We start from the raw sequence: 22521 nt of genomic DNA, 5'->3' as shown, positions 1-22521 counted from the left end.
CAACGCTACAAGACGCACGCTCTTCCGCGCGATTCGGCTCTTAACGCCCGCCCAACCGCCGTCGGTTATTGGCCGGTTGTGGTCCCAATCTCCTGGTGCGCTCCGGACCGCGCGCTTACCGTGGAAGCTGGAGGTCGCCGTCCGTGCACGCTGCGTGTTGTACGGGGGGTCCTTCATCCCTGCCCGTAAGACCCCGCCCCTCGGGGTCGCGAGAGGAGAACCCATGTCGCTCGACGTCTCACCGGCGCTGTTGGAACAGGCCGAGCGAGGCGAGGTCGACGAAGCCGACTTCGTCGACTGCGTCCGGACCTCCCTGCCCTACGCATGGGAGATGATCAGTTCTCTGGTGGCTCAGCTGAAGGTCGACGGCGGAGAGTTCGCCGACAACCAGACGCCGCCGCCGAACGAGCAGGCACGTGGTCAGCTGTTGCGTGCACTCGCGAGTGACGCGATCCGTGGTGCGCTGCAGCGGCACTTCGGGGTGCGTCTGGCCTTCCAGAACTGCCACCGCGTGGCGGTGTTCCCGCTGGACCCCGCGGTGGACGAGCGGCTGGCCCGCTTCACCTCCGTACGGGGGCAGCTGCTCAACCAGTCGCCGGAACTGCGCGACTGCTGAGGCACTGGTGCTGCCGCTCCGCATCGCGGGAGACGCGAACGATGCGAGAGGTGCCGGGGCGGCGGCATCCCACCCGAACCACCCATGACCTCACACCAGCAGGGGAAGCACCTCGGCGCCGAGCCGCCGGACGTTCTCCTCGGTGGCCGTGAGATCGCCCGTGCCCTCGGCGAGCAGCGCGAAGCGCGTGATGCCCGTACGCTCCGAGGTCGCCGCGAGGCGGTCCGCCGCGCGCCGGGGCGTGCCCACCGGGTGCAGCCCGCACAGCAGCTCCGTGTACGCGACGGGGTCCCGCATCGCGCGGTGCCGGCCGTCCACCGTCACATGGGCGTCGAGTCCCTGCTTCAGCCAGCCCGGCATCGCCTTCACCAGGGCCTCGGCCGCGTCCGCCCCGCGGTCGGCGAGCTGGGCGACACCCGCCGAGACATGACCGGCGCCGATCCGCGCGATCTCGTCGGGCGTGCGGCCGGCCTCCCGGGCGCAGCGGCGCCAGGAGGCCACCATCTCGGCCTTCTCCTCGTCGCCGCAGTGCATCCCGAGCAGCATCGGCAGCCCGCGCTCGGCGGCCAGCCGGACGCTCGTGGGGGAGGTGCAGGCGACGACGACCTCGGGCGCCGCGTCCCCGCCGATGAGCTCGCCGGGCCGGGGGACGACAGCCACCTCACGGAAGGCGAATCGTTCTCCCTCGGCCGAGACCCGGGGTTCGGACAGCCAGCGCAGCAGCAGGTCGAGCGATTCGGGGAAGCCGTGTTCGTACGCCGGGAGACCCGCGCCGAACACCTCCAGGTCGATCCACGGCCCGCCCCTGCCCACGCCGAGCGTGAAGCGGCCCCCGGAGGTGAGATGGAGCAGCGCCGCCTGCTCGCCCAGCGCCACCGGGTGGACGGTCGGCAGCACGCTGACCGCCGTGCCGACCCGGACGCGGCGCGTGCGGCCCAGCAGCAGCGCCGCCAGGGTCACGGCCGACGGACACACACCGTACGGAACGAAATGGTGCTCGGCGAGCCAGACGGAGTCGAGCCCCGACTCCTCGGCCACCTCGGCGGTCCGCACCGCCCGGTGCAGTGCCTCTCCCTGACCCTGGCCCGGGAACTGGGCGGCCAGCACGAACGTACCCACGCGCATCGCTTCTGCCTCCTTGCGGCCGACGCGGTCTCCCCCTCGTACTGGCAACAACGTCTGACACGTGCCAAAGGCAACGGCCACACGCGAAGTTCTTGCGATTTTCCGCTGATTCGGCCTGGAGAGTGGGCGGGGACACCATGTGGCGGCCCGTAGGCTTGATGGAACCTTCCGTGTACCCGGCCCCCGTGAGGTGATTCGTGTCCCCGCGTCGCAACCGCCCCCATGGCGGCGAGAAGCCCGGCCCCCAGGGTGTCGCGGGCGACCGGTACGGCGGGTCGCAACGAAGCGAGACATGGCAGGGCGAGGAGTGGTTCGTCCGCCACGTCGCCGGCGCGAGCCAGCCCGGCAAGCGCTACCGCTGCCCCGGCTGCGACCAGGAGATCCCCGGGGGCGCCCCGCACGTGGTGGCCTGGCCCGAGTACGGGGGAGTGGACGACCGGCGGCACTGGCACAAGGCGTGCTGGAACGCGAAGGACCGCCGCACCTCGAGGGTGCAGCGGTCCCGTAGCGCGCCGAGGTACTGAGCCCCCGCCTTCACCGAGCCCCTGAGCGGGATTCCCCGGTTACCGGAGGCTCGCGCGGCGGTCAGACGTCCCGGTTGTTCAGCAGGGCGTACCCGCCGGCCATCACCGCGGCCGTGATGACCAGCAGGATCCACACCGGGTCCCAGCCCGAGGGGCCGGAGTCGCCGAGCGCCGCCTTGCCCGCGTACAGCGCGATGAGCTGGCTCGGGATCGCGTAGTCCAGGAGCCAGTCCTGCACCGAGGCCAGCGACTCCGAGAACATGAACATGGCGGCCACCAGCGGCAGCAGCAGCACGCCGATCATGACGGTGATGGCGCCCGCCGAGTGTCGGATCAGGGCGCCGACGGCGAGCGACAGCAGGCCGAGCTCGGCCATGAAGAGCCCGACGCCGAGGGTGGCCCGCAGCCACTCCCCGGAGGTGGGCTCGGCGGCGTTGTCCAGGATCGACACCTGCGCCACGGCGACCACGGAGGCGGTGACGGTGGTGATCGTGAACACGAGCAGGAAGAAGACGATCGCCTTGGCCGTCAGCACCCGGGTGCGGCTCGGGCAGGCGGTGAGCGTGGTGCGGATCATGCCCGTGCCGTACTCGGAGGCGATCGTCAGCACGCCGAGCGTGATCACGCAGATCGAGCCGAGGAGCACACCGAAGAAGCCGAAGCCGAGCGCCGACTCGCTCTGTTCCGGCATCTCCGACGCCGCCACGATCGCGGCCACGCCGAGACCGACGCCGAGCATCAGGAGCACCATCACACCGAGCGTCCACATCGTGGAGCGCAGGGAACGGATCTTGGTCCACTCCGAGGCGATCGCGTCACCGAGGTGGGCCCGGCGCACCGGGATGGGGGAGACGTACGAGTAGGGGGCGGGGGCGGTCATCGGGCGTCCTCGGCGTTCTCGGCGGACTCGCTCTGCTGCTGGGCGGCGTAGGGGTTCTGTCCGGGCGGCGGCGGGGCGTACCAGCCCTGCTGCGGCACCTCGGGGACCACCGGCTGCGGCGGGGCGGCGTACGCCACCGCGTGCGGCTGATGCTGCGGCTGCTGGAGATGCGCCAGCTGGTCCTCGGTGGAGCGGTAGTCGACGGCGCCCTGCGTCATCCGCATGTACGCCTCCTCCAGCGAGGCCTGGTGCGGGGACAGCTCCCAGAGCCGTACGTCCGCGTCGTGCGCCAGATCGCTGATCCGGGGCAGGGGCAGACCGGTCACCCGCAGCGCGCCGTCCGGCTCGGACATGACCCGGCCACCGGCCTCGGTCAGCGCCGCCGTCAGCTTCTCCCGCTGCTGCGGCTCCGTCTGCGGCGTCCGCACCCGCGCGAAGTCCGCGGAGTTCGCCGAGATGAAGTCCTTGACGCTCATGTCGGCGAGGAGCTGGCCGCGGCCGATCACGATCAGATGGTCGGCGGTCAGCGCCATCTCGCTCATGAGGTGGCTGGAGACGAAGACGGTCCGGCCCTCGGAGGCGAGCTTCTTCATCAGGTTGCGGACCCAGAGGATGCCCTCGGGGTCGAGACCGTTGACCGGCTCGTCGAAGAGCAGCACCTGCGGGTCGCCGAGCAGCGCGGCCGCGATGCCCAGTCGCTGCCCCATGCCGAGCGAGAAGCCCTTGGAGCGGCGCTTGGCGACCTCCTGGAGGCCGACGACCCCGAGGACCTCGTCCACCCGCTGCGCCGGGATCCCGGCGAGCTGGGCGAGCGAGAGCAGATGGCTGCGGGCGCTGCGTCCGCCGTGCACCGCCTTGGCGTCCAGCAGCGCACCGACCTGCCGGGGCGCGTTCGGCAGCTTCCGGAACGGATGGCCGCCGATCGTGACGTGCCCGGACGTGGGCTCGTCGAGCCCGAGGATCATGCGCATCGTCGTCGACTTGCCGGAGCCGTTGGGTCCCAGGAAGCCGGTGACCGTGCCCGGACGCACGTGGAAGGAAAGGTTGTACACGGCCGTCTTGGCGCCGTAGCGCTTCGTCAGGCCGACTGCCTCGATCATTCTCCAGAGCCCCATCGACAGGTCAGGTCGTCGTCGGGGCCGTGGCCTCAGCCGGAGCCCCCCGTATGAGCTAGGAGCTTATCGAGCCGTTGACGGTTCCGGCGAAGCCCGAACCGTGACCTTCCCGGACCCCGGGCCGGGCGAAGCTCCTCGGCACTCGCCTACGCGTCCCGCTTCCTCAGCACCAGGTAGCCGCCGAGCAGCGCCGCCGCCACCCAGAGCAGCATGATGCCGAGCCCGCCCCAGGGGCCGTACGGCGCCTTCTCCTGGTTCATCGCGTCCGGGAGGACCTGCATGATCTTGGCGCCGGCCTGGTCGGGGAAGTAGCGGGCCACCTCCTTGGCCTTGGGCACGGCCGAGAGGATCTGCGAGACCAGGAAGAAGAACGGCACCAGGATGCCGAGCGACAGCATCGAGGAGCGCAGCATCGCCGCCACGCCCATCGAGAAGATCGCGATCAGACCCATGTAGAGGCCACCGCCCACGACCGCCCGCAGCACGTTGTCCGCGCCCAGCGTCGTCCGGTGCTCGCCCAGGAGGGCCTGGCCCAGGAAGAACGACAGGAAGCTGGTCGCCAGGCCCACGCCCAGGGCGAGCGCTCCGGCCACCGCGATCTTGCTGAAGAGGAAGGTCGCCCGCTGCGGGACCGCCGCCAGCGACGTGCGGATCATGCCGGAGCTGTACTCGGTGCCGACCACCAGGACACCGAAGACCACCATCGCCAGCTGGCCCAGCACCATCCCGGAGAAGCTGACGAAGGTCGGGTCGAAGGTCGCCTGCTCCGCCTCGCTGAGGTCGCTGAAGGTCGACGCCAGCAGCGCGCAGAGCGCCGCGCTCATCGCCACCGTCACCAGGAGCGCGCTCGCCAGGGTCCAGACCGTCGAGGAGACCGTCCGGATCTTGGTCCACTCCGACTGGAGGACCGCGGATACCGCTGCCATCGTTCAGGCTCCCTTGGTGGTGTCGCCCCACTGGGGGCCGGCCGCCGGCGCCGCGTGGACGTCCGTGCCGTGCGCGTGGTACTCCACCGCACCGGCCGTCATCTGCATGAACGCCTCCTCGAGGGAGGCGCGCTGGGCACTGAGCTCGTGCAGCACGAGCTGGTTCCGCGCGGCCAGCTCACCGAGCTTCTCGGTGCTCGCCCCGTCCACCTCCAGCGCCCCGTTGCCCGCCTCGACGGGCGTGAAGCCGTTCGCGTGCAGGACGTCCAGCAGCTGCTCCCGCTGCGGCGAGCGGAGCCGTACGTAACTCCGCGAATTCTGCTGGATGAAATCCGCCATCGATGTGTCGGCCAACAGCCGGCCCTGTCCGATCACGATCAGATGATCGGCCGTCAGGGCCATTTCACTCATCAGATGGCTGGAAACGAAGATCGTCCGTCCCTCGGCCGCGAGCGCCTTCATCAGATTGCGGATCCAGTGAATTCCCTCGGGGTCCAGACCATTGACGGGTTCGTCGAACATCAAGATCTCGGGATCACCGAGCAGCGCCGACGCGATGCCCAGCCGTTGGCCCATACCGAGCGAGAAGCCCTTCGACTTCTTCTTCGCGACCGCGGTCAGACCGACCAGGTCGAGGACCTCACCGACCCGGCTCGCCGGAATGCGGTTCGACTGCGCGAGGCAGAGGAGGTTGTTGTACGCGGACCGGCCGCCGTGCATCGCCTTGGCGTCGAGCAGCGCCCCGATGTACTTCAACGGCTCCTGAAGGTCGCGGTAGTGCTTGCCGTCGATCCGGACCGAACCGCTGGTCGGGTTGTCCAGATCGAGCATCATGCGCATGGTCGTCGACTTGCCGGCGCCGTTGGGCCCGAGGAAGCCGGTCACCATGCCGGGCCGGACCTGGAAGGAGAGACGGTCCACGGCGGTCTTCGTACCGAACCGTTTTGTCAGGGCCTCGAGCTCGATCATGCGACCACGCTACGGGCGCGCAAAACCCTCCGCCACTGGAATGGCGGAGGGTTATGCGGGTGCTTGCGCTCCGCTTGCCCGAGGGGTCGCCCCCGCGGGCTAGGCCGTGTCCGGAAAGTCCCGCCTGGCCCGCGACGCCTGGCACGCACCCTCGCTGCGTTGTCGGATCGCCCCAGTACACCCAGTACGAGGGCGGCCCTCCGCCTTGCGATCGCACGCACCAGACGCCGCGGGCCCTGCCCTGCGGGCAGACGGCGCTACTTTCCGGACACGGCCTAGCGGGACTGCTGGGCCGGGACGCCGCGGGTGGCCGGCTCGTCGTCGATCGGGGAACCGGCCGCCGCCACCGCGGCACCGGTCAGCGTGGCCAGCATCTCGCGGACGTTGGTCAGCTGGGCGTTGATCGAGTCGCGGCGGTTCGTCAGCGCCGCCAGCTCGCGCTCCGATTCCGAGCGGATCCGGTCGGCCTTGGCGTTCGCGTCGGCCACGATGTCCTCGGCCTGGCGCTGCGCCGTCTCCACCGTCTGACGGGCCCGGCGCTCCGCGTCCGTGCGCAGCTTCTCGGCCTCCAGGCGGAGCTGCTCGGCGCGGTGCTCGATCTCCGCGAGGCGCTTCTCGGCCTTGGCCTGACGCGAGGCCAGGTCGCGCTCGGACTGCTCGCGGCGCTTGGCCAGGTTGGTCTCGAAGTCCGCGGCGGCCTGGGCGGCCTTGGCGCGCGTCTCCTCGAAGAGGGCGTCCGCCTCCTCGCGCTTGGACTGCGCGTCCTTCTGCGCCTCGGCACGCAGGGAGTTGGCCTCACCCTGGGCCTTCTCGACGATCCGAACGCCCTCGTCCTCGGCCTTCGCCTTCCGCTCCGCCGCGAACGACTCGGCGTCGTTGCGCACCTGCTGGGCGGCCGACTCGGCCAGCTCGCGGTGCTGCTCGGCGGCGCGACGGGCCTCCTCACGCAGGTCCTTCGCCTCCTCCTCGGCGAGACGGAGGATCTTCTCGACGCGGGCACCCAGACCGGCGTACGACGGCTCGGCGTCGGTGACCTGGGCCTGGGCGTTCTGCGTCTCGAGGTGGAGTTCCTCGATGCGCTTTTCCAGAGAGGTGATTCGGGCCAGAGCACTGTCACGGTCGGCGACGAGCTTGGTAATGCGGTCGTCCACCTGACCGCGGTCGTAACCACGCCGCACGAGCTCGAAGCCGAAGGGGGAGGAAGTGTCGCTCATGGGGTTCCTGTCGAATGAGACCGGTGAGGTGTTAGGGGGAATCCTAGGGGTCGAAGCGGCGTGTCATCGAGCGGATGTCGGTTTGGTCTGGAGAATGTCCAGCCTTTTGAGTGGCTAGCCCTCGGAAGACTTGCCACTCGAACGTGTCGATCCGGCCGACGCGCCCGCCTTGACGTCATCGCGTGCGCCGGACTTCGCGCCGGCGGCCTTGGCCCCCGCGGACGGTGCCTCGAAAGACTCCAACGCTTCGAGGACGTCCTGGACACGGGAGATCTCGGCATTGATGTCCTCACGACGGCGCACGAGAACGTCCAGGTCCCGCCTGCCCTCGGAGAGCATCCGCTCGGCCTCGGCCTCGGCCTCCGCCTTGATCTTCTCCGCCTCGCCGACGAGCGAGGCCTTCTTCTGCTCGGCCTCCTTGAGCAGCGCCTCCGCCTTCCGTACGGCGGCGATGCGGACCTTGCTCGCCTCGGAACTCGCCTCGGAGAGCATCTCCTTCGACTTCTCCTCGGCCTCGGCCCGCTGCTCGGTGGCGGCCTTCACCAGCTTGTCGACGCGCTCCCCCGCGGTCTTCATCTGCTCGGCCGTCTCGCGCCGCGCCCGCTCGTGCAGTTCCTCGATCTCGCCCTCGATCCGGGCGCGCAGCTCCTCGGCCCGCTCCCTTATGGCGGTGGCGTCGCTGCGCGCGCCGACCAGCAGCTCGTCCGCGTCCGTACGCGCCTTCTCCACCAGCGAGTTGCCCTCGACGGTCGCCTCGGCCACGATCCGCTCGGCCTCCTGGCGCGCCGCGCCGACCATCGTGTCCGCCTGCGACTCCGCCTCGGTGGTGGCGCGCAGCGCCTCCTCCTGGGCCTTCGCGATCAGCTGGTCGGCCTGCTCGGCCGCGTCCGAGCGGCGCTTGGCACCGGCCTCGCGCGCCTCGTCGAGCGTACGGTCCGCCTCGGCACGGGCCTCGGCCCGCATCCGCTCCGCCGCCGACTCCGCGTCCGCCCGCAGCTTTTCGGCCTCGGCGCGGATCCGCTCGGCGGCCTGCTGCGCCTGGCCCACGTTCTCGGCGGCCTCGGCCCGCAGCCGCTCCGCCTCGTCGGAAGCCTCCGCCGCGATCCGCTCGGCCTCGCCCCGGGCCTTGGCGATGAGCGCGTCGGCCTGCTCCGCGGCGTCGGCGCGCCGCTTGTCGGCGGCCTTGCGGGCCTCGTCGAGCACCCGCTCGCCGTCCGCACGCGCGGCGGCCCGCAGCGCCTCCGCCTGCGCCTCGCCGTCCGCCTTGACCTGCTCGGCCTCGGCCCGCAGCCGCAGCGCGTCCTGCTCCGTCGACTCCAGGAGCTCGGCCGCCTCGTTCGTGAGCCGCTCCGCCTCGCCGGTGGCCTCCGCGATGAGCGCGTCGGCCTGCTCGGCGGCGTCGGCGCGCCGCTTGTCGGCGGCCTTGCGGGCCTCGTCCAGGACCTGCTCGCCGTCCGCGAGGGCGGCGACCCGCAGCGCCTGCGCGTGCGCCTCGCCGTCCGTCTTCAGCTGCTCGGCCTCGGCCCGGAGCGCCTCCGCCTCGTTCGTGAGCCGCTCCGCCTCGCCGGTGGCCTCCGCGATGAGCGCGTCGGCCTGCTCTGCGGCGTCGGCGCGCCGCTTGTCGGCGGCCTTGCGCGCCTCGTCGAGGATCTGCTCGCCCTCCGCGCGGGCGAGCGTGACCAGCTCCTCGGCCTCCGCGGTGAGCCGCTCGGACTCCGCCGCCGCCTCGGAGCGGATGCGGTTGGCGTCCTCGCGGGCGTCCGCGCGGCTCCGCGCCGCGTCCTGCTCGGCGGCGGCCAGCGCGTCCGTCGCCTCCGTCCGTAGCCGCTGGGCGTACTCGGCGGTGTCCGTGCGCAGCTTCTCCGACTCGGAGATCGCGTCCGCGACCGTCCGCTCGGCCAGCGCCTTCGCGGCCTCGGACTCCTCCTGGGCGCGCGTCCGGACACGGTTGGCGTCCTCGGTGGCCCGCTCCCGCTCCTCGTACGCGTCGGCGCGGACCCGGTCCGCCTCCTCCTGCGCCTCGGTCCTGGTGCGCTCCGCCGCGTGCTCGGCGGCGCTGCGCAGGCCGGTGATCTCCTCCTCGGCCTGCTCGCGCAGACCCGCGACCGAGTCCCGTACCTCCTGCGCGGTCTGCTCGGCCGCGGACACCATCTCCGTGGCGCGGCGGTCCGCCTCCTCGACCAGGCGCTGCGCCTCGGTCTGCGCCTCCTCCACCCGCTTGCGGGCCGAGGCCAGCAGCTCCTCGGACTGCTCGCGGGCGTGCTCGCGCTCGCGGCCGGCCTCGGAGCGGGCCGACTCCAGCGTCTCCTCGGCCTCCCGGCGCCGCCGGTTGGCCTCCTCCTGCGCGGCGGCCAGCGCCTCGGCGGCCTCGGTGGCGACCCGCTCGGCGGCGGCCGCGGCCTCGGCCCGTACCCGGTCCGCGGTCTCCTGCGCCTCCGACTTCAGCCGCTCGGCCTCCGTCGACGCCTCCGTCCGCAGCCGGACCGCGACGGCCTCGGCCTCGGCACGCGCGGTGGACGCGTCCGACGCGGCCTCCGTGCGCAGCCGCTCGGCCTCCTGCTCGGCCTGCGCCTGGAGCGTACGGATCCGCTCGGCGGCCTCCGTGCGCAGCCGCTCGGTCTCCTCGGCGGCCTCACGGCGGAGGCGCTCGCTCTCGGCGCGGGCGTCGGTGAGCTGCCGCTCGGCGTTCTCGACCCGCGACTCGGCCTCGGTGTGCAGCCGGGTCAGCTCCTCCGCGGCCTCCGCGGCCCGCGCCGCCGCGGCGCGCTCGGCGTCCTCGCGCAGCTCGGCCGCGGCCTTCCCGGCGGCCTCCTTGACGGCCTCGGCCTGCTCCTCGGCCTCCGCGCGCATGCGCTCGGCCTCGGCGCGGGTGCGCTCCAGGGTCTCCTCGGCCTGCGTACGGAGCGTCTGGGCGCGCTCCATCGCCTCCGAGCGGATCCGATCGCCCTCGGTGCCCGCGTTCGTACGCAGCTCGTCGGCGTCGGTGCGGGCCTTGGTCAGCAGCTCCTCGGCGGTCCTGGCCGCCTCCTCGATCTGCTGGACGGCCTCGCGCCGGGCCTCGCCGCGGATCTTCTCGCCCTCGGCGATCGCCTCGGCCCGCAACTGCTCGGCCTCACCGCGCAGCCGGCGCGCCTCCTCCTGCAGCTCGACCGTCTTGGCGCGGTACTCCTTGGTGTCGTCCTTGGCCGAGCCGAGCAGTTCGTCGGCCTGCTCCTCGGCCTGGTTGCGCAGCCGGTCCGCCTCGGCCTCGGCCTCGCGGCGGATCCGCTCGGCCTCCTCGGACGCCTTGCGGGTGGTCGCCTGGGCGTCCTCGGACGCCTTGGTGAGGACCTCCTCGGCGGTACGGGCCGCCTTCGCGAGGGCGGCGGCGGAGTCCTCCGCCGCGACCGTACGGGCCTTCTCGGCCGCTTCCGAGACCAGCTTCTCCGCCTCGGCGCTCGCCTCGCGGAGCTTCTCCTCGGCCTCGGCCTTGAGGGTCTCGGCCTCCTTGGTCGCCTCGCCGACGAGCCGGGCGATCTCCGCCTTCGCCGTCCGCGTGCGCTGCTCGTTGACGGACTCCGCCGACGACAGCTGCCTGGCGGCCGCCTCCTTCGCCTCGGACAGCGCCTTCTCGGCCTCCGCCCGGGCCTCGCGCAGCCGGAGTTCGGCCTCCTGCATCCGCTGCTCGGCGGCTCGGTTGAGCTCGGTGGCCTGCTGACGGGCCTGCTCGGTCTCGGCGGTGGTGGACGAGCGCAGCTGCTCGGCGTGGCTGGCGGCCTCCTGCGCCTGCGTGGAGGCGGCGTTCAGAAGGCGCTCGGCGTCCCTGCGGGCGCGCAGCAGAATCGCTTCGGCCTCGGCACGGGCGGCCTCCGCCTCCGAGCCGACGCGCTGGCGGGTCTCCTCGGCGAGCCGGGTGGCCTCGGCGCGCGCGGCGGCCAGCGACTGCTCGGCCTCGGCACGGGACTCCTCGAGCAGGCGGCGGGCCTGCGATTCCGTACGGGCCCGCAGCTGCTCGGCCCAGGCGACGTTCTCGTTGACGTGCGCCTCGACGGTCTGGCGGCGCTCGGCCAGCTCCTGGTCCAGGCGCTGCCGGCGCTGGACGGCCTCGGCGTGCAGCTCGGCCTGGAGACGGGCCTGGTGCTCGGCGTGCTCCTGCAGGATGCGCTGGGTCTGGGCGCGGGCCTCGCGCAGCTCGCGCTCGGCGTCCTGGCGCAGCTGATCCGCCTGGATCTGTGCGTTCCGCAGGAGCTGCTCGGCCTGGTAGCCGATGTCCGCGCTGTCGTACGCGGGACGGGAGGCGATGGTGCGACGCGCCTCGTGGAGCTTGGCACGCAAGACCTCGACCTGGTAACCGAGGTCCTCGGCGTGCTGGACGGCCTTCTCCCGCTCGGTCTTCAGCCGGTCCATCTCGGCCTCGAACCGCGAAAGATGGTCGTCTTCAGCTCGGTGGCTCTCCTGGCGTTCGTAGCCCCGCACTGCGCGGTCCCATCCGTCCCCTGGTCGCAACACTCCAATGAGTACCGTTCCCCGGAGAACGGCCCCCCGGGGAATCGTGGCAGATCGGATACCCCGACTTCGACGCCGCACGGCATGCGGCACCGACCGGCCCCGGCCCGGAGCCGCCCACTCTACCGGGCCAGGAATCCGGAGGTCAGTGCTCCGCGGAGGAGTGGTCGGCGGAAGGGCTTGCCGAGGTGACCAGTTCGGTCAGGACGCCGTGGCAGTCCTTGGGGTGGAGGAAGGTGATGCGGGAGCCCATGGAACCGATCCGGGGCTCGTCGTAGAGGACGCGGACGCCCTTGGAACGGATGTCCGCGGCGTCACCGTCGACGTCCGCCGTGCCGAAGGCGATGTGGTGCACCCCCTCGCCGTTCTTGGCCAGCCACTTGCCCACCGCGGAGTCCTCGCGGGTGGGCTCCAGGAGCTGGAGGTACGAGGCGCCGCCGTCGTCGGTCGCGTTGATCTTGAGCATGGCCTCGCGGACGCCCTGCTCCTCGTTCACCTCGGAGTGGAACACCTCGAAACCGTAGGTCGCACGGTAGAACTCGACGGTCTTGTCGAGGTCGAAACAGGCGATCCCGATGTGGTCGATTCGCGTCAGCATGGTCCCAGTGCAACGCCAGGGAGGTGGTTACGCAACGTGCGCGCCGTCACACCGGCTGCCCGGTGACCGGGTGCGGCACCGCTCAGTACATTGGCGGTAAACCCTCGTTCACTCCTCATCTCAAGGGGCTGTGCCTCATGTCTGGAACGACCGGTACCACCTCAGTGATCGTCTCGGGCGCCCGCACGCCCATGGGACGGCTGCTCGGTTCCCTCAAGTCCTTCTCCGGTGCCGACCTGGGCGGCTTCGCCATCAAGGCCGCGCTCGACCGGGCCGGCATCGGCGGCGACCAGGTGCAGTACGTGATCATGGGCCAGGTGCTCCAGGCGGGCGCCGGCCAGATCCCCGCCCGCCAGGCCGCCGTCAAGGCCGGCATCCCGATGAACGTCCCGGCGCTCACCATCAACAAGGTGTGTCTGTCCGGCCTCGACGCCATCGCGCTCGCGGACCAGCTCATCCGCGCGGGTGAGTTCGACGTGGTCGTCGCCGGCGGCCAGGAGTCGATGACCAACGCCCCGCACCTGCTGCCGAAGTCCCGTGAGGGCTACAAGTACGGCGCGATCGAGATGCTCGACGCCATGGCGTACGACGGCCTGACCGACGCCTTCGAGAACATCGCGATGGGCGAGTCGACCGAGAAGCACAACACGCGTCTCGGTATCGCCCGCCCGGAGCAGGACGAGATCGCCGCGCTGTCGCACCAGCGCGCCGCCGCCGCCCAGAAGAACGGCATCTTCGAGGCCGAGATCACCCCGGTCGAGATCCCGCAGCGCAAGGGCGACCCGGTCGTCTTCTCCCAGGACGAGGGCATCCGCGGCGAGACGACCGCCGAGTCGCTCGGCAAGCTGCGCCCGGCCTTCGCCAAGGACGGCACCATCACCGCCGGCACCTCCTCGCAGATCTCGGACGGCGCCGCCGCCGTGGTCGTGATGAGCAAGGCCAAGGCCGAGGAGCTGGGCCTGGAGTGGATCGCCGAGATCGGCGCCCACGGCAACGTGGCGGGCCCGGACAACTCGCTGCAGTCGCAGCCGTCCAACGCGATCGCCCACGCCCTGAAGAAGGAGGGCCTGAGCGTCGAGGACCTCGACCTCATCGAGATCAACGAGGCGTTCGCGGCGGTCGCCGTCCAGTCAATGAAGGACCTCGGCGTCACCCCGGAAAAGGTGAACGTCAACGGTGGCGCGATCGCGCTGGGGCACCCGATCGGCATGTCCGGCGCCCGTGTGGTGCTGCACCTGGCCCTGGAGCTCAAGCGGCGCGGCGGCGGCATCGGCGCGGCGGCGCTGTGTGGCGGCGGCGGTCAGGGTGACGCTCTGATCGTGCGCGTACCCGGCAAGTAGCACCGGAACCAAGGAGCGGTTGAACATGGTGGACGTCCCCGAACTGGTCGCCCAGGCACGGGAGGGCCGGCCGCGTGCCGTGGCCCGGCTGATCTCGCTCGTGGAGGGGGCGTCCCCGCAGCTGCGCGAGGTGATGGCGGCGCTGGCGCCGCTGACCGGCGGCGCGTACGTGGTGGGCCTGACGGGCTCGCCCGGCGTGGGCAAGTCCACGTCGACGTCGGCCCTGGTGGCGGCGTACCGGCGCGCGGGGAAGCGGGTCGGCGTCCTGGCCGTCGACCCCTCGTCCCCCTTCAGCGGGGGAGCGCTGCTGGGCGACCGGGTCCGGATGTCGGAGCACGCCTCGGATCCGGGCGTCTACATCCGCTCGATGGCGACCCGCGGCCACCTGGGCGGGCTCGCCTGGGCGGCCCCGCAGGCGATCCGCGTCCTGGACGCGGCCGGCTGCGACGTGATCCTGGTGGAGACGGTGGGCGTCGGGCAGTCGGAGGTGGAGATCGCCTCCCAGGCCGACACGTCGGTGGTGCTCCTCGCGCCCGGCATGGGCGACGGGATCCAGGCCGCGAAGGCGGGCATCCTGGAGATCGGCGACGTGTACGTGGTGAACAAGGCGGACCGGGACGGCGCGGACGCGACGGCCCGCGAGCTGAACCACATGCTCGGCCTGGGCGAGGCGCGCGGGCCGGGCGACTGGCGGCCGCCGATCGTCAAGACGGTCGCGGCGCGCGGCGAGGGCATCGACGAGGTACTGGAGGCGCTCGAGAAGCACCGCGCGTGGATGGAGGAGCACGGGGTCCTGGCGGAGCGCCGCCGCTCGCGCTCGGCACGCGAGGTGGAGACGATCGCGGTCACGGCGCTGCGGGAGCGCATCGGCGACCTGCATGGCGACCGCCGCCTGGACGCGCTGGCGGAGCGGATCGTGGCGGGCGCGCTCGACCCGTACGCGGCTTCCGACGAGCTGATCGCGAGCCTGACGGGCAACTGAGCCCGGCGACGACGCGAGGAGGGGGCCGGGTCGACCCGGCCCCCTCCTCGCGTTCCCGTACCTCTCGCCACCGACCGAAGCCACGAGAGCGCCCCGTCCGACCGGACCGGGCGCTCTCGTGCGGGGCGTCTCGCGCGGTGTGCGGCGGCTACGGCTTGCCTCTACGGCCCCGCAGCTGGTCCGCCACCGGCTTCAGGGACTCGTGGAGATCGCCCAGCGCCTCGGGACTGAGTTGGTCGATGAAGTGCTTGCGCACCGACTCCACATGGTGCGGTGCCACCTTGCGCATCGTCTCCATGCCGTGGTCCGTCAGTACCGCGTACAGCCCCCGGCGGTCCGACTCGCAGTTCTCGCGGCGCACCAGTCCGGCGTTCTCCATGCGGGTGATCTGGTGCGAGAGCCGGCTCTTGGACTGCAGCGTCGCCGTCGCGAGGTCGCTCATGCGCAGGCGCCGGTCCGCGGACTCCGACAGATTCACCAGGATCTCGTAGTCGTTCATGGTCAGGCCGAACGGCTGGAGGTCCTTCTCCAGCTGGTACGTCAGCATCCTGTTGACGTCCAGGTACGTGCGCCACGCACACTGCTCGGCGTCGGTGAGCCAGGGGGTGGCCGTCTCGGTCTCCATATATGGATTCTACCTAAGAAGTTGAATGCTGGACGAAATGGGGAAGTGTGACGCCCGGCACCCGGAGCCCCGGCGTACGGGTGCGGACCCTTCGGCGACGTTCGACGCCGTTCGAGGACGTCACACTGCGCAGACTACCGGCTACAGCCCGAAGCGACGCTGGAGGTCCCCGAGCTGTCCGGGAAGGCGCGGTGCGGAACTGCCCTGGCCATGGCCGGAACCGACCGGTCCGTGGCCGCCCGGAACCCCTGCCTGCGCCGGCGTCGTACCGGTCGCCCGCTCGGCCATCAGCAGCTCCGTCGACTGGAGCAGGACCGTACCCGCCCCCACGAACTCGAACTGGTGCTCCTCGCCCGAGGTGCCCCCGATCCCCGTCAGCGCGCGGACGCCGCCCATCACGCCCGTCATGTAGCCGTGGTCGTAGTGGTGGCACGGCGACGGGCAGTCCGCCCAGCCGACCAGCGCCTGCGGGTCCACCCGCAGCGGCGGCTCCATGAAGACCACCGGCCCGTTCGAGGCCGCCACGAACTTCCCCGTACCGATGAGCGTCACGAACCCGGGCACGATCGACTGCTTCAGGGCCAGCGTCGGCTGGTACGCGAGCAGGTTGCCCGACCGGATCGTCAGGTTGCCCTCGTCGAGGTCGTACGAGTTCACGTCGAAGGCCCGGTCGGCGAGCAGCATCTTGCCGCTGCCCTCCGCCACGACCCAGTCGCTCGCGTGCAGCGGCGAGTGGAACGACGTGCGGACCAGCCGTTCGAGCCGGCCGTGGCCGATGCCGTTGAAGTCGATCCGCCCGTAGTAGGCGATCATCTTGCCCTTCTGCAGGAACCACTGGGAGCCCTTGAGCTCCACGCAGAAGGTGTACGGATTGACGTTGTCGTCCGACGGCAGCGTCATCGGATCGTGGATCACCGGGGCGCTCACAGCTTCTCCTCCGAGGCCTGGACGTACACCGCACCGCTGCCGCTCAGCTCCAGCTGGAACGCCTCGCCCGAGCCGCGCCCCACCATGTCGCGCCAGCCCAGCGCCGTGGAGAGCTTGTTCCGTACGTCGCCGTGATGGGCGACGTACGCCTGCGGGTCCACATGGACCGCGCGCCCGGGGGTGATCGGCAGCTGGATCACCCCGCCGTGCGCCATGACCGCGACCGCGCCGTGGCCCTTCAGCGTGGTGGTGAAGAGGCCCTGGCCCGTCACCTGGCCGCGCACCATGCCCATGACGCCGCCCTGGGAGCCCATGAACATCGTGCCCTGCTCCAGGGTGCCGTCGAAGGCGAGGAGCCGGTCGGCCTCGACGTACAGGGTGTCGCCGGTCAGCTGGATCACCTGGATGTGGTGACCGCCGTGCCCGAACATCACCGTGCCGTTGCCCTCGACGGTCATCAGCGGGGTCGCCTCGCCCGCCACCCGGCGGCCGATCATCGACATCACGCCGCCCTGGCCGCCGGCGATGTTCGGCGTGAAAGTGACGTCGCCGCGGTACGCGAGCATCGCGCCGCGCTGGCTGAACATGCGCTGCCCGGGGATGACGGTCGCCTCGACCATCTTCGAGTTGATCTCGCGGAACGGCATCAGTCCTCCTGGCTCCCTCGTCCGCCCGCGCGGCGCGGAGGTGCGGGCATCGTCGTCGTCCGCGGCCAGGCGGCCGCGCGTGCGACGCTCACACGTCGCCCCCGATCGTGTTCCGCTCACTGGGCTGCACGTACACCAGCCCGTCGCCCTCGAAGCGGATCTGGAACGCCTCGCCGCCGCCCTCGCCCAGGAAGGTGCGGAAGGTCACACCGGACTGGAAGGACTGCTGGAGGTTGCCCTGGTGGGCGATGTACGCGCCGGGGTCGACGGAGAGCGGGTACTGGGGGGACACCCGCAGCACCACCGCCGGGCCGTCGGACATGAGTGCCGCCTGGCCGGTGCCTTCCACCGTCGTCGTGAAGAGACCGTTGCCGGTCGCTCCGCCGCGCAGACCGGTGAAGGTCGTGCCGGTGCGCAGGCCCGCGTCGGTGCAGAGCAGATTGCTCGCCTCGACGTAGAGCTTGTCGCCGTGCAGGGAGACGAGGTTGATCTCGGAGGCGCGGTCCGCGAACCAGCAGGTCCCCTGGCCCCTCACCTCCATCACCTCCATCTGCTCGCCGGTGAGCCGGCGGGTGACCATGCCGCGCAGGCCCTCACCACCACCGGACATCTTCTTGAAGGCCATCTGGCCGTCGTACGCGACCATCGAGCCGTTCTTCGCCTTGACGGCGTCGCCGGTCATGTCGACGGCGAGCACCTTGCTGCCTTGGAGTCGGAACGTTGCCACGCAGCGAGGTTACGGGGCCCCCGGATAAAGGGACAGCAAAGTCGGGTGCCACAATGGGACGACGCTTGTGCATCCATTCACAAGATCACTCGGACCCTCCCACCGAAGGTGACCCCCGTGGACATCAAGACCGCCTCCTCCCTCCAGCGACTCCGGCTCGTCTCCGCCCCCGAGGCCGTGTCCTTCCTGCTGCTGCTGGTGTGCTCGGTGCTCAAGCGCACGACCGACTTCAACGCGGTGCCGGTCATGGGAGCGGTCCACGGCATCCTCTTCATCCTCTACGTGCTCTTCTGGCTCGACGCCTGGAACCGCACCAAGTGGAACTTCATGACGGCCGCGCTCTACTTCGTCCTCTCCGTGCTGCCCTTCGGCGGCTTCTTCGCCGAGCGCAAGCTCAAGCGCGAGGCGCAGGACGCCGTCATCGCCTCCCGCGCCCGCCGCGAGGGCACGGTGAACGCGTGATCGTCGCCTTCTCGGTCACCCCGCTCGGAGTCGGCGAGGAGGTCGGCGAGTACGTCGCCGACGCCGTCCGGGTCGTACGGGAGTCGGGGCTGCCGAACCGCACCGACGCGATGTTCACCTCGATCGAAGGTGACTGGGACGAGGTGATGGACGTCGTCAAGCGCGCCGTCGCCGCCGTGGAAGCACGGGCTCCGCGGGTCTCGCTCGTCCTGAAGGCCGACGTCCGGCCCGGGGTGACCGACGGGCTGACCTCGAAGGTCGCCACGGTGGAGCGTCACCTCTCCGCCTGAGCCGGGTCCATCCGGCCGAAGAATCCGCACGAAGCCCCCGGTCCGACGGCCGGGGGCTTCGTCGTCCCCCCGGTGTCAGGACCGGCCCCGCCCGCCCCTCACGGCCTCCGCGTCACCGCATCGGGTGTACGCCGAAGAATCGCCCGCTCGGCCGAATACATTCGACATGCCCCCTCTTGTCCCTTTGTGTGTGGGTATCGACGTGTTCGACGACAGCTGGAGGCACCGTGCGGCCGACAGGCTACGACTACGACACCTACAGCCGACTCGCCGGTCCGCTCACCGAACCGGACTCCGGGGCCTACACGGTGCGGTACCGAAGCCTCCTGTCGAAGGAGCCGCACCGCATACGCGCCGTCCTCCTCATGGGCCTCGCACCGGTACTCTCCGCGGTGCTCCTCGCCTACCTCGTCTGGCCCAGCCACTGGACCGTCCGGGAGGGCGGCGACCGGTGGCTCGTCAGGTTCGACACGGTGATGCTGCTGTCGATCGGACTCATCTGCTTCTTCATGCTGGTGAACGTCGCCTCGATCGCCCACGCCACCATGGTCGCCCGTGACCCGATACCCGTGTATCCGGAGAAGGGCACCCGCGTCGCCTTCCTCACCACGTACGTGCCGGGCAAGGAACCGCTCACCATGGTCCGCGCCACTTTGGAGGGCGCGATACGGCTCCGGCACGACGGGCCGCTGGACGTCTGGCTCCTGGACGAGGGCGACGACGAGCACGCCAAGGCCCTCTGCGCCGAACTCGGCGTCCGGCACTTCACCCGGGCCGGCGTCCCCGAGTGGAACCGCGAGAGGGGCGCCCACAAGGCGAGGACCAAGCACGGCAACTACAACGCATGGCTCGCGATGCACGGAGACGCGTACGACGTCTTCGCCTCCGTCGACACCGACCACGTACCCCTGCCGAACTTCCTGGAGCGGATGCTCGGCTTCTTCCGCGACCCGGACGTCGCCTTCGTCGTCGGCCCCCAGGTCTACGGCAACTACGACTCGCCCGTCACCAAGGCCGCCGAGTCCCAGCAGTTCCTCTTCCACGCGCTGATCCAGCGGGCCGGCAACCGCTACCGCGCCCCCATGTTCGTCGGCACCAACAACGTCGTACGGGTGGCCGCCGTCAAGCAGGTCGGCGGGTTCTACGACTCGATCACCGAGGACATGGCCACCGGCTTCGAGCTGCACCGCACGAAGAACCCGGACACCGGCCACTTCTGGCGCTCCGTCTACACCCCCGACGTGCTCGCCGTCGGCGAGGGCCCCGCCTCCTGGACCGACTTCTTCAGCCAGCAGCTGCGCTGGTCCCGGGGCACGTACGAGACGCTGATCAAGCAGTACTGGAAGACGCCGCTCAGGGTCCCGCCCGGCCGCCTGCTCAACTACACGCTGATGCTCGTCTACTACCCCATGACGGCGATCAACTGGTTCCTCGGCATCCTCAGCTGTGTCCTCTTCCTCTGGCTCGGGGCGTCGGGGACACAGGTGTCCTCCTCGGTCTGGCTGATGATCTACAGCGACGCGGTGGCCCTGCAGATCGGCCTCTATCTGTGGAACCGGCGCCACAACGTCTCGCCCCACGAGCCCGAGGGGTCCGGCGGTCTCGCCGGCATGGCGATGTCCGCGCTCTCCGCCCCGGTCTACCTGAAGTCGCTCGGCTCGGCGGTGCTGCGCACCGACGGCCGCTTCGTCGTCACGCCCAAGGGCGGCGAGACCAGCCCCGACCGGATCGCCACCTTCCGGATCCATCTCGTCTGGGCGGGGGTGCTGGTCGCCTCACTGCTCGCCTCCGTCCCCCTCGGGCACACGCACGCGGCCATGCGCACCTGGGCCGTGCTCGCGCTCGTCATCGCCCTCGCGCCGGTCGTCGTCTGGACCTGGGCGACCGCACGGGACCGCAGCCGCCAGGCCGCCCGCGCCCAGGCCCGCGCGCGGATCCGCGCCCGTGGCCGGGCCGACGCCCGGGGCGGTGCCGCACGCCCCGAGCCCGAGGCCGCGGCCCTGGTCACCCAGACCACCACCACCGCGCCCAGTGCCCCCGGGCCCGCTCCCACCGCCGCGCCCACGACCACCGGAGGGAACTGAGACATGGCCCACCGGCCGTCGAAGAAGCTCAAGAAGACGCTGCTCGGCAGCGGCGCCGTCGTGGTCCTCGCCGCCCTCAACGCCCCCGCGGCCGTCTCGTTCGTGGGGGAGAAGTACCACGCCTACAAGATCGCCCAGCCCGGGTACAAGAGGAAGTTCGGCTCCTGGGCCCCGGTCGACGTACCGCCCGGCCACAGCGTGAACGCCATCCACGCGGCGCTGCTGCACACCGGCAAGGTGCTGCTCATCGCCGGCTCCGGCAACGACCAGAGGAAGTTCGACTCCGGCACCTTCGACACCGTCCTGTGGGACCCGAAGAAGAACACCTTCAAGAAGATCCCCACTCCCGAGGACTTCTTCTGCTCCGGCCACACCCAACTGGCCGACGGCCGCCTCCTGGTCGCCGGCGGCACCGCCCGCTACGAGATCCTCGACGGTGAGGTCAAGAGGGCCGGCGGCGGGATGCGGGTGAAGAACGAGAGCCCCGACAAGGCGATCACCCTCAAGAAGGGCACCGTCTTCCGCTCGCCCTCGGGCGTCGAGTACGTGACCACGTCCGATGTCACGGTTCCCCGGGCCAAGCGCGACTTCGAGATCTCCTACTTCAAGAGCGGCCAGATGAAGCCCTGGCAGACCAAGGTCACCGCCGCCGAGGCGCGGGTCTTCGTCGAGGCCAAGGAGGAGGGTCCGCGGGCACTCACCACCGAGGCCGCGCAGTACGAGGTCGTCGGGCTCAAGGGCGCCGACGCCGACAACGTCTACGGTCTGGCCCAGCGGCTCACCACCGAGAAGCAGGACTTCCAGGGCATCAGAGGGGCGTACGAGTTCGACCCCAGAGCGGAGAAGTACATCCCCGTCGCCCCGATGAAGGACGCCCGCTGGTACCCCACGCTCGTCACCCTCCAGGACGGCAAGGTGCTGGCGGTCTCCGGGCTCAACGACGTCGGCGATGTCGTCCCCGGCGACAACGAGATCTACGACCCCACGACCAAGAAGTGGTCCAAGGGCCCCTTCCGCTACTTCCCCACCTATCCGGCGCTCTTCCTCACCAAGGGCGGCAAGCTGCTCTACACCGGCTCCAACGCGGGTTACGGCCCCGCCGAGAAGGGCCGCGAACCGGGTCTGTGGGACCTGAGGAAGAACACCTTCACCAAGCTCGGCGGCCTGACCGACCCCGACCAGCTGGAGACCTCCGCCTCCCTGATGCTGCCGCCCGTCCAGAACCAGAAGGTCATGGTGCTGGGCGGCGGGGGCGTGGGCGAGTCCCCGAAGTCCACCGCCCGTACCTCCGTCATCGACCTGTCCCAGGAGAACCCGGTCTTCAAGGACGGACCCGCGCTCCCGCAGGGCACCCGCTACCTCAGCAGCGTGCTCATGCCGGACGACACCGTCTTCACCACCGGCGGCTCCGAGCAGTACCGGGGCAGCGGCGGGAGCGACATCCTCAAGGCCCAGGTGTACGACCCCCGGTCCAACGCCTTCACCGCGGCCGCCGATCCGACGGTCGGCCGCAACTACCACTCCGAGGCGCTCCTCCTCCCCGACGGCCGCGTCGCCACCTTCGGCTCCGACCCGCTCTACGCCGACAAGGCCAACACCAAGCTCGGCACCTTCGAGCAGCGGATCGAGGTCTTCACCCCGCCCGCGCTGCACCGCGGCGGCGCCGACCGGCCCGTCCTGGGGGAGGGGCCGCAGGAGCTCGACCAGAACGGCCGCGTCACCATCAGGACGAAGGACGCGGCCCGGATCACCAAGGCCCGGCTCATGCGGCCGAGCGCCGTCACCCACACGACGGACGTCGAGCAGCGCTCGGTGGCGCTGGGCCTGACGAAGTCCCCGGGCTCGGTGACGGTGAAGGTCCCCCTCGACCGGACGCTCGTGCCGCCCGGCTGGTACATGCTCTTCGTGACGGACGAGGACGGCACCTGGTCCGAGGCGAAGTGGATCCAGGTGCGGTGAGCGTCACGCCGGTGCGCGTTCGCCGG

At 71.1% G+C, this 22521-nt stretch carries 19 protein-coding genes and 1 pseudogene; 8 read left to right on the top strand and 12 right to left on the bottom strand.

What is annotated here, in order from left to right:
- Nucleotides 1-223: 223 nt before the first annotated feature.
- Complete coding sequence (locus tag ACZ4VW_RS00640; protein ID WP_017236120.1) at nucleotides 224-616, top strand: SCO5389 family protein; 393 nt, start codon at nucleotides 224-226, stop codon at nucleotides 614-616.
- A 90-nt stretch (nucleotides 617-706) separates the two neighbouring features.
- On the opposite strand, the gene ACZ4VW_RS00635 is transcribed toward ACZ4VW_RS00640, so the two are convergent.
- A complete protein-coding gene (locus ACZ4VW_RS00635) occupies nucleotides 707-1741 on the bottom strand; it encodes an LLM class flavin-dependent oxidoreductase (protein WP_467956920.1) in 1035 nt (344 codons plus the stop codon).
- 197 nt (nucleotides 1742-1938) lie between these two features.
- On the opposite strand from ACZ4VW_RS00635, the gene ACZ4VW_RS00630 reads away from it, so the two are divergent.
- The gene (locus ACZ4VW_RS00630; RefSeq protein ID WP_467956918.1) at nucleotides 1939-2265 is read left to right on the top strand and encodes an ATP/GTP-binding protein; all 327 of its coding nucleotides are present in this window, start codon (nucleotides 1939-1941) and stop codon (nucleotides 2263-2265) included.
- A gap of 61 nt (nucleotides 2266-2326) precedes the next feature.
- Here the strand turns inward: ACZ4VW_RS00630 and ACZ4VW_RS00625 are convergent, their stop codons facing one another.
- The 7 genes and pseudogenes from ACZ4VW_RS00625 to mce form a co-directional block, all read right to left on the bottom strand.
- Nucleotides 2327-3145: an ABC transporter permease gene (locus ACZ4VW_RS00625; protein WP_467956916.1), complete on the bottom strand. Its 819-nt coding sequence runs from the start codon at nucleotides 3143-3145 to the stop codon at nucleotides 2327-2329.
- Nucleotides 3081-4245: pseudogene (locus ACZ4VW_RS00620) on the bottom strand (ABC transporter ATP-binding protein). The gene ACZ4VW_RS00625 and the pseudogene ACZ4VW_RS00620 overlap by 65 nt, the downstream one beginning before the upstream one ends.
- Nucleotides 4246-4406: 161 nt before the next feature.
- Entirely contained in the window at nucleotides 4407-5186 is a 780-nt protein-coding gene (locus tag ACZ4VW_RS00615) for an ABC transporter permease (protein WP_467956914.1), read from the bottom strand.
- 3 nt (nucleotides 5187-5189) lie between these two features.
- Entirely contained in the window at nucleotides 5190-6155 is a 966-nt protein-coding gene (locus ACZ4VW_RS00610) for an ABC transporter ATP-binding protein (RefSeq protein WP_467956912.1), read from the bottom strand.
- A gap of 275 nt (nucleotides 6156-6430) precedes the next feature.
- Nucleotides 6431-7369, bottom strand: coding sequence for a coiled-coil domain-containing protein (locus ACZ4VW_RS00605; RefSeq protein ID WP_355107880.1), 939 nt, complete (start codon nucleotides 7367-7369; stop codon nucleotides 6431-6433).
- Between the two features lie 114 nt (nucleotides 7370-7483).
- Complete coding sequence (gene scy / locus ACZ4VW_RS00600) at nucleotides 7484-11824, bottom strand: polarized growth protein Scy (protein ID WP_467956910.1); 4341 nt, start codon at nucleotides 11822-11824, stop codon at nucleotides 7484-7486.
- Between the two features lie 175 nt (nucleotides 11825-11999).
- A complete protein-coding gene (mce, locus tag ACZ4VW_RS00595; RefSeq protein ID WP_355107876.1) occupies nucleotides 12000-12452 on the bottom strand; it encodes a methylmalonyl-CoA epimerase in 453 nt (150 codons plus the stop codon).
- A 137-nt stretch (nucleotides 12453-12589) separates the two neighbouring features.
- Between mce and ACZ4VW_RS00590 the strand changes: the two genes are divergently transcribed.
- Complete coding sequence (locus tag ACZ4VW_RS00590; protein WP_467956908.1) at nucleotides 12590-13792, top strand: acetyl-CoA C-acetyltransferase; 1203 nt, start codon at nucleotides 12590-12592, stop codon at nucleotides 13790-13792.
- 25 nt (nucleotides 13793-13817) lie between these two features.
- Complete coding sequence (gene meaB, locus ACZ4VW_RS00585) at nucleotides 13818-14774, top strand: methylmalonyl Co-A mutase-associated GTPase MeaB (protein ID WP_467956906.1); 957 nt, start codon at nucleotides 13818-13820, stop codon at nucleotides 14772-14774.
- Nucleotides 14775-14922: 148 nt separating this feature from the next.
- Here the strand turns inward: meaB and ACZ4VW_RS00580 are convergent, their stop codons facing one another.
- The 4 genes from ACZ4VW_RS00580 to ACZ4VW_RS00565 all read right to left on the bottom strand — a co-directional run bounded on the left by ACZ4VW_RS00580 (nucleotide 14923) and on the right by ACZ4VW_RS00565 (nucleotide 17700).
- A complete protein-coding gene (locus tag ACZ4VW_RS00580) occupies nucleotides 14923-15399 on the bottom strand; it encodes a MarR family winged helix-turn-helix transcriptional regulator (RefSeq protein WP_467956904.1) in 477 nt (158 codons plus the stop codon).
- 141 nt (nucleotides 15400-15540) lie between these two features.
- Nucleotides 15541-16326, bottom strand: a complete 786-nt coding sequence (locus tag ACZ4VW_RS00575) for an AIM24 family protein (RefSeq protein WP_467956902.1) — start codon at nucleotides 16324-16326, stop codon at nucleotides 15541-15543.
- Nucleotides 16323-16973 (bottom strand): AIM24 family protein, encoded by a 651-nt coding sequence (locus ACZ4VW_RS00570; protein ID WP_467956900.1) that lies wholly within the window; start codon nucleotides 16971-16973, stop codon nucleotides 16323-16325. Before ACZ4VW_RS00570 ends, ACZ4VW_RS00575 begins: the two co-directional genes overlap by 4 nt.
- A gap of 88 nt (nucleotides 16974-17061) precedes the next feature.
- Complete coding sequence (locus tag ACZ4VW_RS00565) at nucleotides 17062-17700, bottom strand: AIM24 family protein (protein ID WP_467956898.1); 639 nt, start codon at nucleotides 17698-17700, stop codon at nucleotides 17062-17064.
- 117 nt (nucleotides 17701-17817) lie between these two features.
- Here ACZ4VW_RS00565 and ACZ4VW_RS00560 point away from each other — a divergent pair, with 117 nt between their 5' ends.
- The 4 genes from ACZ4VW_RS00560 (at nucleotide 17818) to glxA (ending at nucleotide 22495) form a co-directional block, all read left to right on the top strand.
- The gene (locus ACZ4VW_RS00560) at nucleotides 17818-18162 is read left to right on the top strand and encodes a DUF3817 domain-containing protein (protein ID WP_467956896.1); all 345 of its coding nucleotides are present in this window, start codon (nucleotides 17818-17820) and stop codon (nucleotides 18160-18162) included.
- A complete protein-coding gene (locus tag ACZ4VW_RS00555) occupies nucleotides 18159-18452 on the top strand; it encodes an MTH1187 family thiamine-binding protein (RefSeq protein WP_389165790.1) in 294 nt (97 codons plus the stop codon). The genes ACZ4VW_RS00560 and ACZ4VW_RS00555 overlap by 4 nt, the downstream gene beginning before the upstream one ends.
- A 227-nt stretch (nucleotides 18453-18679) precedes the next feature.
- Nucleotides 18680-20536, top strand: coding sequence for a glycosyltransferase family 2 protein (locus ACZ4VW_RS00550; protein ID WP_467956895.1), 1857 nt, complete (start codon nucleotides 18680-18682; stop codon nucleotides 20534-20536).
- 3 nt (nucleotides 20537-20539) lie between these two features.
- Nucleotides 20540-22495, top strand: coding sequence for a radical copper oxidase GlxA (gene glxA / locus ACZ4VW_RS00545; protein ID WP_467956894.1), 1956 nt, complete (start codon nucleotides 20540-20542; stop codon nucleotides 22493-22495).
- The last annotated feature ends 26 nt before the right edge of the window (nucleotides 22496-22521 follow it).

The organism is Streptomyces sp. NPDC029139 (genome assembly GCF_055564335.1).
The sequence above is the reverse complement of the archived record's forward strand: the minus strand, read 5'-3'. Positions and strand labels throughout refer to the sequence as shown.

Bases quoted from the DNA above. Each gene is read 5' to 3' on its own strand.
- ACZ4VW_RS00640 (WP_017236120.1), top strand. From the start codon at position 224: ATGTCGCTCGACGTCTCACCGGCGCTGTTGGAACAGGCCGAGCGAGGC.
- ACZ4VW_RS00635 (WP_467956920.1), bottom strand. From the start codon at position 1,741: ATGCGCGTGGGTACGTTCGTGCTGGCCGCCCAGTTCCCGGGCCAGGGT.
- ACZ4VW_RS00625 (WP_467956916.1), bottom strand. From the start codon at position 3,145: ATGACCGCCCCCGCCCCCTACTCGTACGTCTCCCCCATCCCGGTGCGC.
- ACZ4VW_RS00615 (WP_467956914.1), bottom strand. From the start codon at position 5,186: ATGGCAGCGGTATCCGCGGTCCTCCAGTCGGAGTGGACCAAGATCCGG.
- ACZ4VW_RS00610 (WP_467956912.1), bottom strand. From the start codon at position 6,155: ATGATCGAGCTCGAGGCCCTGACAAAACGGTTCGGTACGAAGACCGCC.
- ACZ4VW_RS00605 (WP_355107880.1), bottom strand. From the start codon at position 7,369: ATGAGCGACACTTCCTCCCCCTTCGGCTTCGAGCTCGTGCGGCGTGGT.
- mce (WP_355107876.1), bottom strand. From the start codon at position 12,452: ATGCTGACGCGAATCGACCACATCGGGATCGCCTGTTTCGACCTCGAC.
- ACZ4VW_RS00590 (WP_467956908.1), top strand. From the start codon at position 12,590: ATGTCTGGAACGACCGGTACCACCTCAGTGATCGTCTCGGGCGCCCGC.
- meaB (WP_467956906.1), top strand. From the start codon at position 13,818: ATGGTGGACGTCCCCGAACTGGTCGCCCAGGCACGGGAGGGCCGGCCG.
- ACZ4VW_RS00580 (WP_467956904.1), bottom strand. From the start codon at position 15,399: ATGGAGACCGAGACGGCCACCCCCTGGCTCACCGACGCCGAGCAGTGT.
- ACZ4VW_RS00570 (WP_467956900.1), bottom strand. From the start codon at position 16,973: ATGCCGTTCCGCGAGATCAACTCGAAGATGGTCGAGGCGACCGTCATC.
- glxA (WP_467956894.1), top strand. From the start codon at position 20,540: ATGGCCCACCGGCCGTCGAAGAAGCTCAAGAAGACGCTGCTCGGCAGC.